The 12,736-nt window shown below is 56.4% G+C and carries 13 protein-coding genes; 1 reads left to right on the top strand and 12 read right to left on the bottom strand.

Features of this window, described 5'->3' with window-relative positions:
* Positions 1-15: 15 nt before the first annotated feature.
* The 5 genes from IEY11_RS07000 to IEY11_RS06980 all read right to left on the bottom strand — a co-directional run bounded on the left by IEY11_RS07000 (position 16) and on the right by IEY11_RS06980 (position 5,572).
* On the bottom strand, positions 16-1,188 hold the full coding sequence (locus tag IEY11_RS07000) for an ABC transporter permease (RefSeq protein WP_188886172.1): 1,173 nt from the start codon (positions 1,186-1,188) through the stop codon (positions 16-18).
* Positions 1,185-2,141, bottom strand: coding sequence for an efflux RND transporter periplasmic adaptor subunit (locus tag IEY11_RS06995; RefSeq protein ID WP_188886171.1), 957 nt, complete (start codon positions 2,139-2,141; stop codon positions 1,185-1,187). Before IEY11_RS06995 ends, IEY11_RS07000 begins: the two co-directional genes overlap by 4 nt.
* A gap of 61 nt (positions 2,142-2,202) precedes the next feature.
* Positions 2,203-3,558, bottom strand: coding sequence for a DNA repair protein RadA (gene radA, locus IEY11_RS06990; RefSeq protein WP_110436803.1), 1,356 nt, complete (start codon positions 3,556-3,558; stop codon positions 2,203-2,205).
* A gap of 10 nt (positions 3,559-3,568) precedes the next feature.
* Positions 3,569-4,267, bottom strand: coding sequence for an N-acetylmuramoyl-L-alanine amidase (locus IEY11_RS06985; protein WP_118729871.1), 699 nt, complete (start codon positions 4,265-4,267; stop codon positions 3,569-3,571).
* 51 nt (positions 4,268-4,318) lie between these two features.
* Complete coding sequence (locus tag IEY11_RS06980) at positions 4,319-5,572, bottom strand: S-layer homology domain-containing protein (RefSeq protein ID WP_188886170.1); 1,254 nt, start codon at positions 5,570-5,572, stop codon at positions 4,319-4,321.
* 116 nt (positions 5,573-5,688) lie between these two features.
* Between IEY11_RS06980 and IEY11_RS06975 the strand changes: the two genes are divergently transcribed.
* Positions 5,689-6,633, top strand: a complete 945-nt coding sequence (locus tag IEY11_RS06975; protein ID WP_188886169.1) for an L-lactate dehydrogenase — start codon at positions 5,689-5,691, stop codon at positions 6,631-6,633.
* A 50-nt stretch (positions 6,634-6,683) separates the two neighbouring features.
* Here the strand turns inward: IEY11_RS06975 and IEY11_RS06970 are convergent, their stop codons facing one another.
* From IEY11_RS06970 to thiD, 7 genes are all read right to left on the bottom strand, one after another.
* The gene (locus IEY11_RS06970) at positions 6,684-7,700 is read right to left on the bottom strand and encodes an ABC transporter substrate-binding protein (RefSeq protein WP_118761195.1); all 1,017 of its coding nucleotides are present in this window, start codon (positions 7,698-7,700) and stop codon (positions 6,684-6,686) included.
* Between the two features lie 62 nt (positions 7,701-7,762).
* Positions 7,763-8,512 (bottom strand): ABC transporter permease, encoded by a 750-nt coding sequence (locus IEY11_RS06965; RefSeq protein WP_118729874.1) that lies wholly within the window; start codon positions 8,510-8,512, stop codon positions 7,763-7,765.
* Positions 8,509-9,264: an ABC transporter ATP-binding protein gene (locus tag IEY11_RS06960; RefSeq protein ID WP_188886168.1), complete on the bottom strand. Its 756-nt coding sequence runs from the start codon at positions 9,262-9,264 to the stop codon at positions 8,509-8,511. Before IEY11_RS06960 ends, IEY11_RS06965 begins: the two co-directional genes overlap by 4 nt.
* A 3-nt stretch (positions 9,265-9,267) precedes the next feature.
* Positions 9,268-9,936, bottom strand: a complete 669-nt coding sequence (gene tenA / locus IEY11_RS06955) for a thiaminase II (RefSeq protein ID WP_188886167.1) — start codon at positions 9,934-9,936, stop codon at positions 9,268-9,270.
* Between the two features lie 78 nt (positions 9,937-10,014).
* The gene (gene thiM / locus IEY11_RS06950; RefSeq protein WP_243183972.1) at positions 10,015-10,842 is read right to left on the bottom strand and encodes a hydroxyethylthiazole kinase; all 828 of its coding nucleotides are present in this window, start codon (positions 10,840-10,842) and stop codon (positions 10,015-10,017) included.
* Positions 10,839-11,348, bottom strand: a complete 510-nt coding sequence (gene thiW, locus IEY11_RS06945; RefSeq protein ID WP_188886166.1) for an energy coupling factor transporter S component ThiW — start codon at positions 11,346-11,348, stop codon at positions 10,839-10,841. The genes thiM and thiW overlap by 4 nt, the downstream gene beginning before the upstream one ends.
* 6 nt (positions 11,349-11,354) lie before the next feature.
* Positions 11,355-12,146, bottom strand: coding sequence for a bifunctional hydroxymethylpyrimidine kinase/phosphomethylpyrimidine kinase (gene thiD, locus IEY11_RS06940; RefSeq protein WP_188886165.1), 792 nt, complete (start codon positions 12,144-12,146; stop codon positions 11,355-11,357).
* Positions 12,147-12,736: the final 590 nt, after the last annotated feature.

Raw genomic sequence — 12,736 nt, 5'->3', positions numbered from 1 at the left:
GGCGAAAGAAAAGAGTTATTTGCACATTGCGTCGATTGGATCGAGAGCGGCCGCACGAACCGCCGGGAGCAGTCCGGCAGCGGCTCCGCTGAGTGTGGAAAGTATCAGCAATCCGGCAAACACACGGCCTTCCGGCAGGAGCAGTGCGGCTCCGAAGTGCAGGAGCGCACCTGCGGCTGCCAGACCGACGATTCCGCCGAACAGGCACAGCAGCACAGCCTGCAGGAGAAATGTCCGGCGAATATCATGCGGCTGTGCGCCGAGCGCCAGCAGAATGCCGATCTCCCCTGTTTTCTCGTGAGCGGCAGCCAGCATGCTTCCCATCACACCGATGAGCGCGACAAACAGTGTTACCGCACCGACGGCGGCAAACAGGCCGATTCCCATTTCGGCAAGCTGCTGTACGGTCTGCACCGCACCCGACATATTCTGTACATGCACGCCGCGCACCTGCTGTCGATCGGTCAGGTACTTTTCGATCTGAGAGCTGACCGAAGCAGTATCTGCCTGCGAAATGCACTGCACGAACACTTGATCCGTGCGTTCGGTTTGCGACGCGATACACGCATACGGCACATAGACCAGATGCGGTGCAACCGCCGACAGCATTCCGCCGAATGCCCCCGTCTGCGCCCGCACAACACCGCATACCGTAAAATACCGGTCGGTGCCGTTTACCTTTAGCCGAATCTGCCGTCCGGTAATATTTGTCCGTCCGTACAGCGTTTGCGCCAGATCATCACCGACCACGGCAACCGGCTCCGCGTTTGCGCTCTGCCATGCGTTCGGCAGCGAGCCTGCCAGCAATTCCAGCTGCATGACCTCACCGAGCCGTTCGTCCGTACCAAGGAACACCGCGTGTTCGGTCGTGTGTCCGACACGCACGGTGCCGCTCTGCGCCTTGATCGGCATCAGCGTGCGAATGCCGTCCACATCCTGCTCTATCTCATCCGCCAGTGCTGCCGAGAGTATCGTTCCCGCGTGTCCGCTTTCCGTGTACACCGATAAACCGCTGACGCCGAGTGTCTGCAAACCGGCGTCCACCTGTTTTCGCCCATACAGACCAATGGAAAGGATAAGCAGCAGTGCGCCGCTTCCAACCGCAACAGAAAGCGCGCAAAGTGCCGTCCGCAGCGGACTTTCCCGCAGATTATGCGCCGCCAGTGATAGAATATCCCGAAGTCTCATGTCTGTACCTCCACCGGATCACCGTCAGTCAATTCATCGGGCGGTGACAGAATGACCGATACACCGGTCGGCAAGCCGTCTATAATTTCAACCGTATCCTCGAGCAGATAGCCGGTCTGTACCGCGCACTGCACGGCATGGCCGTCCTGCACACAGAATACAAACTCTTGTTCTCCACGCTGGCAAATTGCTTCATATGGGACAACCGCAGCATCGTCTCGATGGTCTGTGAATACCTTAACGGTCGCGGAATAGCCGGGGCGCAGATTTTCGGTTGAGCCGTTCAAATCAAGCAGCACCTCAACGGTTGCTTCGGCATCTTCGTTTGTCAGACTAAAGGTTTTCACAGCCGCAGGCGCGATTGCGGTCAATTCGGCGTGAAAGGTGCCGTCCACTGCCGAAAATGTGATGTTAGCGCGCTGCCCGACAGCAAGCTCTCCTACATATAGCTCGGGAGACTGCGCACGCACGCGCAGCTTATCCGGATTCGCAATTTGTATGCATGGCATATCGGCCGATACGCTCTCGCCCGCCTCCGGAACGGTCAGCACAGTACCGTCCATCGGTGCATACAGCGCGTGAGCGTCCTCGGCGGTGACAGTGTTCACCGTGCCGGAAATTGCAAACACGCTCTGTGCAGTCTGCCAGTAATCCGCAGCTGTTTGCGATCTGCCGATATCAGTCAGCGTGCACAGGATATCACCCTTCTGTACGGTGTCGCCTGCCTTAGCATACACTGCGTTTACTACGGCATTTTCCGCCGGACAAACCGCTGTGCTTTCTGCGGACTCTACCGTGCCGAAAATCGTCACACTATTGTAGATATCCTGCGTTTCAGCGGCCGCTGTGCGTACCAAAAACGCCTCCGGCGGACGGTGCTTCCACGACCAGAACAGCATCGCCGTCAGCACGCCTGCCGTCGTAAGCAGCACCGCGCGGATCTTTTTCTCCAAATGCAAAACCTCCTCTGACGCAAACTGAGTTTAGTCTGCGGAGAGGAGGTGAAAATTATGCTTACAATACGGCACGAATCGCGTCACCGACGGTTTTCGCACGCACAATATTCATTTTCTGCAGCAGGTCCTCGTCCACATCCTGCATAGGCATGATACAGGTGTGGAAACCAAGACGATATGCTTCATTGATACGCTGTCCCGGATTGGATACCGCACGCAGCTCGCCGGTCAGACCGACCTCGCCGAAGCTCATGACGCCTTCCGGCAGCGGCTTGTCCCGAAAGCTAGATGCGATTGCCAGCACCATCGGCAAATCCACGGCAGGCTCGTCCAGCCGCATGCCGCCGACGACGTTGACGTACACATCGCTCGATGACAGAAACAGCCCGCAGCGTTTTTCCAGAATGGCGAGCAGCAGCACCATGCGGTTGTAGTCCACGCCGGCAGCGGTGCGGCGCGGCACACCAAACTGCGTTTTTGCAGCAAGTGCCTGCACCTCGGCGAGCAGAGGACGGCTGCCCTCCATCACGCAGGCAATGCAGTTGCCGGACGCACCCTGCGGATGACCGGCCAGCATAGCCGCAGACGGATTCTGCACCTCGAGCAGACCGTGATCGCTCATCTCAAACACGCCGATTTCATTGGTCGAGCCGTAACGGTTTTTCGCCGCACGCAGACAGCGGAACGGACCGGCGGATTCCCCCTCGAAATACAGCACACAGTCCACCATGTGCTCAAGGATTTTGGGGCCTGCCAGCGTACCCTCTTTGTTGACATGACCAACAATAAAAATCGTCACGTTGCGATTCTTCGCGTACTGCATCAGGCTCATCGCGCATTCCTTGATCTGCGTTGTACCGCCGGGAGCGGCAGTTAAATCACGCTTGTAGACCGTCTGGATAGAGTCCACGATCAGAATATCCGGCTCGAGCAGCTCGGTTTCGTTGATGATCTGCTCCATGTCGGTCTCTGCAAGGATGTACAGCTCGGGTGAAGAAATGTGCAGGCGTGCCGCACGAATTTTGATCTGCTTGAGCGATTCCTCGCCCGAAACATAGAGCACGCGTGCGTTTTTGCACATTTCCTGACACATCTGCAGCAGAAGCGTCGATTTGCCGATGCCCGGCTCACCGCCGACCAGCACAAACGAGCCGTGTACAGCGCCGCCGCCGAGAACGCGGTCGAGTTCACCGATTCCAGAATGGAACCGGCTTTCGTCTCCGGTATCAATATCCTTGAGCAGCGTCGGCCGCGATTCGCCGCGCTGAAATGTATTCGTGCCGCGTGCCGCCGAAACCGGCTTCTCCTTGAATTCGCTCATGGTGTTCCATGCGCCGCAGGACGGGCATTTGCCGTACCATTTCGGACTTTCATAGCCACAGTCACCGCACAGAAAAACTGTCTTTTGCTTCATATTTCCTCCGTTACATACCGCTCTGGCTGCGTAAATATCCGCAGATCACGGCGGCAGCAAGTTGTTTGTGATAGGCTTCGTCCCGCAGCCGCGCTTCTTCGGCCGGATTGGACAGAAAGCCGCATTCGATGATAACCGCCGGGCAGTCCAGCTTTTTCATCAGATAGATGGCGCTGTCTGCCTGTTTAGCCTTGCGATGATTCAATGGGTCGCAGCCGTCAATCAGGCACTGCTGTATCTGCTCGGCCAGCGGCTTGCCCTGCACATTCCCTGTCGAGTAAAACACCTGTGCACCGTGGTACTGTGCGTCACTGAATTTATTCAGGTGAATGCTCAGAAACACCGGTGACGGAATGCTGTTTACCAGCTTTTCTCTCGCCTTGATATCCGCGATTTTGTTCTCTCGCACCGTGCGGGAAGGGTCGTAATCAAGTGCATTTTCATCCGGCCGCGTCATAGCAGTCGGCACACCGAAGAAATTCGCCAGCACCTGCACCCGTTTTGCAATGCTCAGATTGATATCCTGCTCGGCGGTTCCATCCGCGCCGACCGCACCGCCGTCAAAGCCGCCGTGTCCGGCATCGATGACGAGCGTAACTTCGGTGTTCCCTGCCGTCTGCATTGCACGGGTTTTCTGCTCCATGCCAAAGCACAGCACCAGCGCCAGTGCCGCCGCGGCGCAAACGCCGCATTTCAGCCGTCTCTCCATCTCCGCACCTCCGTATCACACAAATATGCGAAAAAGGCGGAACTTATGCGTTTACTTGGGCGCGTTCAGCACAGCATCTGCACCGGTTTTACCCAGTGTGCTGATGATAACAGGCTCTGCCGTCATGCCGTCCAGCGTGAAGGCTGCAGAAACGCTCTGCCTGCGAATCGTACCGCCGCTGACCGACTGCGTTACCGTAGTCGGCTGCAGCCGGACGGCTTCGTCTAAATCACCCAGTGCACTTTCGACCGACCAGAGCAGTTCGGTGTACGCGTTCGGCGTATCGGCACAGGTAATGGTCCAGCTATCTGCACGCTGACTCAGCGAATCGACACACACCAGCGGTACGCGGCCATACATTGCGGCAAGGCTCTCCTGCTCAGCGGCAGTCACCAGCTCTGCCGACCATGAGCCGTTCAATTTGTGATACAGCGCACCGTCCGACAGATAACTCTGCGTCAGCAGCTGCTTATCCGATGTATTCGGCGCGGAAAGCGTCATTTTGCGGTCGGTGAGCAGTTCGTTCTTCTCGCGGTCGAATACGGTGGTCTCGCTCGTCTGCACCTGCATGACGATCTTGTCGTCATGGGCCACAGCCACCGGAGACGCAAACTCGCTGTTGACCGAGTAATGCAGCAGAGCATCCATACCGGCGGTTGCCTCGCGGTACTGCGCGTAGGTCGAAAACAGATTCTGATACGATTTCGCGTTCGCTTCGGTTATCGCGTTTTCGCTGACAAGCTGGTCCAGCAGCGTGCCTTCACTGTTCTTCGGTGAAACGGACAGCGCCGTGTAGCTTGCCGCTGCAGCATCATCGCGCAGAAAATTCTGCGTGTTGATGATACCGGTGTCGTAAATACCCTGCTCACGAGCAGTCTCTATCGCGTTCGCATAGCTGAAATCCGCCGTATCCGAGTAGCCGAGCGCACGCAGCAGGAACACCGCGTACATCTGCGCGGTACACTTGCCGGTCGGATAGAAGGTCGTCCGGTTCGTGCCATTTGCCAGACCGTTGCTGTACAGATACTGCACATACGGCTTTTCCCATCCCTTGAGATCGGTAAACGGTGCAGTATACGTCAGCGCCTTGGCCTCAGCCTCCTTGCCGAGCAGACGCACCAGCATAACAGCCGCTTCCGCCCTGGTCGGCGTGCGGTCGAGATCGTAGCCGTTCTGCGTGCCCTGAAACAGACCCATTTCGTGCAGTGAATCTGCACAATTCGTATAATTTGCCGCAAAGGCCGAAGCGGTCAGCATGGCAGCGGCAGCCGCGCCGACGCAGACAGCGCGTAACCATTTATTCATAGTCCTATCCTCCTGAACTGATATTGCCTATAAAAATACAGTATAAGTATAGCACAAAGCCATGTGTTTTCCAACAACAAAACGGATATACTACTCGCAGAAGGAGTGTATCCAATATGACGAATATTCAAAAATGCGGCGTGATCGGCGTGGGCTTTGTCGGCGCGACCTGCGCATACACATTGGCGGTTTCCGGACTGTTCTCCGATCTGGTACTCGTGGATATGAACCGCGACAAGGCTATCGGTGAAGCTGCGGACATCAATCATGGTGTGGCGTTCAGCAAGCCGTGCCGCGTCATGGCCGGAGACTATGCTGACCTCGCCGAATGCGGTCTTATCATCATTGCGGCAGGCGCAAACCAGAAACCGGGCGAAAGCCGTTTGGAGCTGCTCGGACGCAATAAAGGCATCCTGTCCTCCATCATTGCACAGCTTACGGCAGTCAATCGTGAGGCGATTCTGTTGGTTGTGTCCAATCCGGTCGATGTGCTGACCTGTCTGGCGCAGCAGCTGAGCGGCTTCCCTGCCGGACGTGTACTCGGTTCCGGTACCGTGCTGGATACCGCGCGGCTCAAGTATCTGCTCGGACAGCGGCTTGGCGTGGACAGTCGCAACGTGCATGCGTTCATCATTGGCGAGCACGGCGACAGCGAGCTGGCGGTATGGTCGAGCGCTAATATCTCCGGTGCCGATCTGGACGATTACTGCCGCATTGCCGGCATCACCAAGCCTGCAGATGAGCTTTCCCGCATTTACGAGCATGTGCGCGATGCAGCGTATCAGATTATCGACAGCAAAGGCGCAACCTATTACGGTATTGGCATGGCGGTGCGGCGCATCGCGGAGGCCATTGTACGCAATGAACATTCCGTGCTGCCGGTCACTTCGATGATTCACGGACACTACGGCGTGGACGGTATTTGTCTGGGTGTGCCGACCATCGTCGGACGAAACGGCGCGGAAGCCGTGCTGGATATTCCGCTCTCCGAGGAAGAACTGGCACAGCTGCAGCGTTCCGCGAACACAATGCGCGAAATGATCGACAAGCTGGACGGATAACACAAAAGGGACAGAGTCAATGCTCTGTCCCCTGTTCTATATGCGTACTTTTAGAAGTCAAGGTTTACCATAACGTCGGAAACATCCGGCTTCTCTGCAATCAGACCCTGATCGTACATCCAGTCAATGTTCTCCTGCCAGCACTGCTCGGTCTGAGAAAGGAACTTGGCGTCCTCGGTCTCCATGAGCGGCAGCAGCGTCTCACAGGACTTCTTCTCTACATCCGGATCAAGTGCAAAGTTTGCCTCGTCCTGATTGTCGAGCAGAACCTGCAGAACATCGTCGGTATTGCTCTTGAAGTCCTCAAAGCCCTTGCTGCAAGCGCGCAGGAAGCCCTTCAGCGTATCGGAATTGTTCGCAATCATATCATCGCTTGCGAGGAAAATACCTTCGTAATACTTCGGAACACCGTAATCATCCGGGAAGAAGTAATTGACCTCGAAGCCTTCCTTCTCCATCTGCGGTACCTCGTGGTTAACCAGACAGCCGATGGTTGCATCAACATTGCCGGTGGTCATCGAGCTCATCAGGTCGAAGCCAACGTCAACCATGTTCACGCTGTTCGGATCGGCACCGTTGGACTGCATGATGCTGCGGACCAGTGCCTCGGAAAGCTCGGTGCCTGCATAGCCGACCGTTTTGCCCTCGAGATCCTGCGGCTTGGTGATGTTCTTGTCCTTGAGCGACAGGATGATGTTCAGCGGACCCTGAACTACCGCACCGATGGACTTGATCGGCACATTCTGCTCTGCGCGAGCCTGAATCACATCCTGCTGATAGTACAGACCGATATCTGCCTTGCCGGCGGCAACCATGCTCATTGCATCGTTTACGCCTGCCGGAGACTGGATATCCACATCTAAACCTTCCTCGGCGAAGTACCCCTTCTCCTGTGCTTCGTACAGGAATGCGTGCAGAGCATTCGGATACCAGTCGAGCACAACGGTCAGGTGCTGCAGATCATCGCTGCCGCTGTTTGCCGCATCAGACTGTGCGGCGTTCTGTGCGCCGCAGCCGGTCAGCAGCATGGTGCCTGCTGCCAGAAGTGCAAGAATACGCTTTTTCATATGTAATTTTCTCCTTATGTTAGAACAAAAATTTCGTTTTTCTTAAAATTGTGTTATCAAGTTTATAAGCTGCTGCGCCAGGTGATAATCTTCTTTTCCAACCAGCTTACAATGCCTACTGCGATCATCGCAACCACGCTCAGCAGTACGATCGGTGCAAACACGCCAGCGCCGTCCAGCTGCGTCATCATGCGGCGGCTGAAATAACCGAGACCGGCCTGTGCGCCCAGCCACTCGCCGATTGCAGCGCCGATGATCGACATCGGGATCGCCATTTTGAGCGCCGAGAAAAAGTACGGCAGCGCTGCCGGAATCTTCAGCTTGAGGAAAATTTCCTTCTTGCCTGCGCCGAAGGTCTTGAGCATATCGACCATATCGGTCTTCGCCGAGCGGAAGCCGTCAAACACGGTCATTGCGATCGGGAAGAACGTGATGAGCACGGTGACGAGCACCTTGCTCCAGATCGTGTAGCCGAACCAGAGCACAAACAGCGGCGCAAGTGCGGTTGTCGGAATGGTCTGTGAAGCGACGATGAGCGGGTACAGCATTTTCTCCGCCGACGGACTCGCGTCCATTACGATGGCGAGCAGCAGACCGAGCGCGATCGAGATCGCAAGGCCGACTCCGGTACACAGCATGGTAGCCGGCAGATGTGCGGTGAACAGCGGTTTGCGCAGCTCCCACAGGCGCACAAGCACCTGTGTCGGCGACGGCAGAATGTAGGCCGCATCCATGCCCATGGCTATGCACTGCCAGACGATGAGCAGCGCGAACATAAAGATCAGTGCGGGCAGATTTGCATTCTTTTTCATGCCTGCACCTCTTTTCTGAGCAGCGAAATCAGATTTTCTCTCAGCTCGAGCATCTTCGGGTCGGTCAGGCACGCACGCGTGCGCGGATACGGCGCAGGCACTTCAAACGAGTGCAGCTTGCGGATCGGCGTATCCTCCACGACCAGAACACGGCCGGACAGGAAAATAGCCTCCTCTACATCGTGAGTGATGAACAGGACGGTCTTGCTGTCCTGCTCCCACTGGTCGAGCAGCCACTCCTGCATAGTGATGCGCGTGAGAAAGTCGAGCGCGGAAAACGGCTCATCGAGCAGCAGCAGTTCCGAGCCGGTCAGCAGCGTACGCGCGAATGCCGCACGCTGACGCATACCGCCGGAAAGCTCCTCCAGGCGCTTGTCGCCCCAGCCAGCCAGACCAACGTGCTCAAGCGTTTCCGCCACACGCTTGTCCATCTCCGCGCGGGAAAAGCCGCCGCGAATCTCCATCGGCAGACGCAGGTTTTCGTTCACCGTGCGCCACGGAAACAGCAGGTCGCGCTGCGGCATGTAACCGCAGTAGCCGCGCCGTCCGTCGATGCTCTTGCCGTCCACCAGAATTTCACCGCTCCTGCGCGGCAGAAGCTGGTTGGTCAGGCGGAAAATCGTGGATTTGCCGCAGCCGGACGGCCCGATGACCGACACGAATTCTCCCTTCTCGAGATGGAAGGATAGACCGTCTATGATATTAAAATCCTCACTGTCGTACTGAAAAACGACGTTGCGAAACTCCAGCATGGCTTACATCGCCTCGTTCCAGGCCATGTCCCAGAACATGCCCTCGTAGCGCGAGCATGCGACGAAAATATCGGTCAGACGCGCAAGCTGCGGCTCGGTATAGTCCTCACTCAGGCGCTCCATATAAGCGACCAGCTTGCGGTTTTCTGCCGCATAGTCCTCGGATGCGTAGCCCTGTACCCACTCACCGTAGAACTCATGCTGATCGGCGTTCGGGTAGTTGGCCACAATCCATTTAGCGATATACTCATAGCTGAGTGCACACGAAAGCACAGCCGCCATGATCTCTGCAGGGCCTTCCTCGGCCGCAACAGCGCGCATATATGAGGTGTAAGACTCGTTATTCAGCGATGGCTTGACGCGCTCGGCATCCTCCTCGGTGATGCCGAGACGGCCCATGTAGCCGCGGTGAATATTCATCTCGCCGCCGAGAATATTCGCCACCGAGGTTGCGAACACGCGCATGATCTCGGGATCACGGGACTTGACAACGCCCTGCGCGAATACCTTTGCGTAATCAAACAGATAAACATAATCCTGCAGAAGATAAAAACGAAATTTTTGAATGTCGAGGCTGCCGTCGGCAATACCGTGGACAAACGGATGGTTCAGATAGCCTTCCCAGATGTCCTGCGTTGCGGCAAGCAGTCTTTCGGTGGTTTTGTTGTTCAAGGTGGTACCCCCAATGAAAGTATGTTGATGATTTTCCTAAGACTGACGGCAAAATTCTGCCGGCAGCACTTTTCCTGCTTACAGAATCTGCAAACAGAGGTTCGGCGTCAGCTCGTCCGCGTTCAGCAGACTTACCGCGTCGATCAGGCGCGTACGAAAGGAAGCGGTGCCCTCCATCTCTTTACGCACACGCGCCTCGGCTGTTTCTCCGCAATGCTTCATCACCTCCGATGCCGTGACTGCGGCTTCTAACAATGTATCTGGATTCGCACCGCAGTATACGCCGGTCAGCGAAGTGAGCATACAGCCCGCGCCGGTGATCCGCCGCAGATACGCACTGCCACCGCGCACCACTGCGGTACGGGTTCCATCGGTAATTACATCCATCGCGCCGGTGAGCATGACGACAGCTCCGGTCCGGCGGCTGAACGACCGCAGCCACGCTGCGGATTCCTGTAAATTGTCCTCGGTCACGCTGTCGAGCGCACTGGCTTCCACGCCGGTTTCCTGCTCGGCTCCTGCGGCGAGCGCCCGCACCTCGGATGCATTGCCGCGAATGACCGAAACAAGATTTTCGCTCAACAGACGGGAACACATTTCACGCCGGAGCGTGCTGGCACCGGCGGCTACCGGATCGAGTACGACCGGATTGCCGTTTCGCCTGGCAATCTTGGCTGCACGCAGCATGGCCTCCTGCGCGCGGACAGCACCCATGTTGAGTACAAGCGCCTGCGCATGAGAAGTAATCTCCTCGACCTCGCGCTCATCCTGCGCCATAATGGCCGTGCCGCCTGCCGCAAGGATGATATTCGCGCAATCGTTGATGGTAACATTATTGGTGATGGAATGCACCATCGGTGTGCGGTTCTGCGTGTTTTCGAGAACGGCTTTAATAGTGTCGATCAATGCTTAGCACCTTCCAGTGCGCTGAGTACATGCGTGCGCTTGAGGGCGCTCAGCACCAGCACAGAGATCGCCGCACCCACCGCAGTGGACACGAGGAAGGACGGCACAAAGGTGAACAGAGCTGCCTTGGTATTGCCCATCACGAATGCGGCAATCGGGTAGGAAGCCAGACCGCCGAGAATGCCGGTGCCGAATACCTCACCAACGTAAGCGACCGGCAGCTTCGGGCAGGCCTTGTAGGCCAGACCGCACAGCAGCGCACCGATCATCGAGCCAGGGAACGCCAGCAGACTTCCCAAGCCGAGCACATTGCGAATCAGTGCTGCTGCAAAGCCCATGCCGAGCGCGTACCACGGGCCCAGCAGAACGGCGCCGAGCACATTTACCATATGCTGCACCGGCGAGCACTTCGCGCCGAGCACCGGAATGGAAAACAGGCTGCCAACGACCGCTACCGCGATCAGAACACCTGCGATTGTCAGTTTACGGATAGAACTTTTCTTCATTTTCAATTACTCCTCCGAAAAAATACGGCAAAAATGGCCCAGCGGACCGCAGCCATGTCCCAGACCGGGCGCATGGCGGATGGCATCGGTGACATACTCCTTAGCCAGCTTCACCGCCTCGGGTACACTGTGGCCGAGCGCCAGATTGGATGCGATTGCAGAGGACAGCGTGCAGCCCGTGCCATGCGTGCTGGTGGTGTCGATCTGCTCAATCTCAATGCGGTGACAGGTCTCGCCGTCAAACAGTACGTCCACCGCGCCCGCGATGTTCTTGCCGCCCTTGACGAGCACGTTCCTGCAGCCCTTGGCATAGATGCGGCGTGCTGCCTCCTCCATGTCCTCGGGCGTGCGGATTTCCATATCTGCCAGATACTGCGCCTCCGGTACGTTCGGAGTCAGCACCTCAGCAAACGGCAGCACGGTCTCAATAAGTGTGCCGACAGACGCCGGATCCATCAGCGGATCACCGTTTTTGGCGAACATCACCGGATCAATCACGATGTGCGCCGGCTTGTACTGTGCCAGCTTGCCGGCTACCGCCTTCATGCACTCCGGCGAGGACAGCATGCCGATTTTAACCGCATCCGGCACGATGTCTTCAAACACCGCGTCAATCTGCTCCTCGATCATCTTGGGACTAATGTCCTGAATGTCGATCACGCGTGCGGTGTTTTCCGCTACAACTGATACGATAACGCTCATGCCGAACACGCCGTGTGCCGCCATGGTTTTCAGATCGGCCTGTACACCTGCACCACCGGAGCAGTCCGAACCGGCAATGGTAAGCACTGTTTTCATTCCTGTTCCCTCCAATTTTATCATCGCTGCCGGGAAAATAAAAAACGCCTCGTTTTCACCCTGCGGCAAAACCGAAGCACTCAATCCCAGCCATGCGACAGCTTCCCTACAATGGCATTAACCAACAGGTTCAAAAGGTTGGGTTTCTCGCCCTCTCAGCCGTTCATCACAGCACCCTTGCTTGTCTTTTATATAATATCAGTATAAGCCGTGTAAAATATATTTGTCAAGTATAGAATCTTGCTGTATCTGATACGCCGTTAAAAAATAAACAAATTTTTATTTATCAATACTGCCGGATTTGCAGGTGTTGCCAAAATTGCATTTTTCGTCTCCTGTCCGGTTGACAAACGGCAAAAAGAGGTCTATTATACGAATCGTTCAGTAGCCAAATGCTTTGAACAGGACATGACGTATCCGTATCACCGCTCACAGAAAGCCGTCGGTCGTGCAAGACGGCAGCAAGGCACGGGTTCGCTATCCCCTGCGAGCAGCTTCGATCAAAGGCAATGCCGAGTAGTCGAGGCCGGATATCCACCGTTAACAGGAAAAGCCCTCCGGAAGAATGCGGTACCGGGCGGCAATGAGAG

It is taken from the genome of Butyricicoccus faecihominis (assembly GCF_014648015.1).
GTDB lineage: Bacteria > Bacillota > Clostridia > Oscillospirales > Butyricicoccaceae > Agathobaculum > Agathobaculum butyriciproducens.
The sequence above is the reverse complement of the archived record's forward strand: the minus strand, read 5'-3'. Positions and strand labels throughout refer to the sequence as shown.

Excerpts from the sequence above, each read along its gene's own strand:
- thiD (WP_188886165.1), bottom strand. The coding sequence starts at position 12,146 with ATGAAAACAGTGCTTACCATTGCCGGTTCGGACTGCTCCGGTGGTGCA.
- IEY11_RS07000 (WP_188886172.1), bottom strand. The coding sequence starts at position 1,188 with ATGAGACTTCGGGATATTCTATCACTGGCGGCGCATAATCTGCGGGAA.
- thiW (WP_188886166.1), bottom strand. The coding sequence starts at position 11,348 with ATGAAGAAAAGTTCTATCCGTAAACTGACAATCGCAGGTGTTCTGATC.
- radA (WP_110436803.1), bottom strand. The coding sequence starts at position 3,558 with ATGAAGCAAAAGACAGTTTTTCTGTGCGGTGACTGTGGCTATGAAAGT.
- IEY11_RS06960 (WP_188886168.1), bottom strand. The coding sequence starts at position 9,264 with ATGCTGGAGTTTCGCAACGTCGTTTTTCAGTACGACAGTGAGGATTTT.
- IEY11_RS06980 (WP_188886170.1), bottom strand. The coding sequence starts at position 5,572 with ATGAATAAATGGTTACGCGCTGTCTGCGTCGGCGCGGCTGCCGCTGCC.
- IEY11_RS06965 (WP_118729874.1), bottom strand. The coding sequence starts at position 8,512 with ATGAAAAAGAATGCAAATCTGCCCGCACTGATCTTTATGTTCGCGCTG.
- IEY11_RS06970 (WP_118761195.1), bottom strand. The coding sequence starts at position 7,700 with ATGAAAAAGCGTATTCTTGCACTTCTGGCAGCAGGCACCATGCTGCTG.
- IEY11_RS06975 (WP_188886169.1), top strand. The coding sequence starts at position 5,689 with ATGACGAATATTCAAAAATGCGGCGTGATCGGCGTGGGCTTTGTCGGC.
- IEY11_RS06985 (WP_118729871.1), bottom strand. The coding sequence starts at position 4,267 with ATGGAGAGACGGCTGAAATGCGGCGTTTGCGCCGCGGCGGCACTGGCG.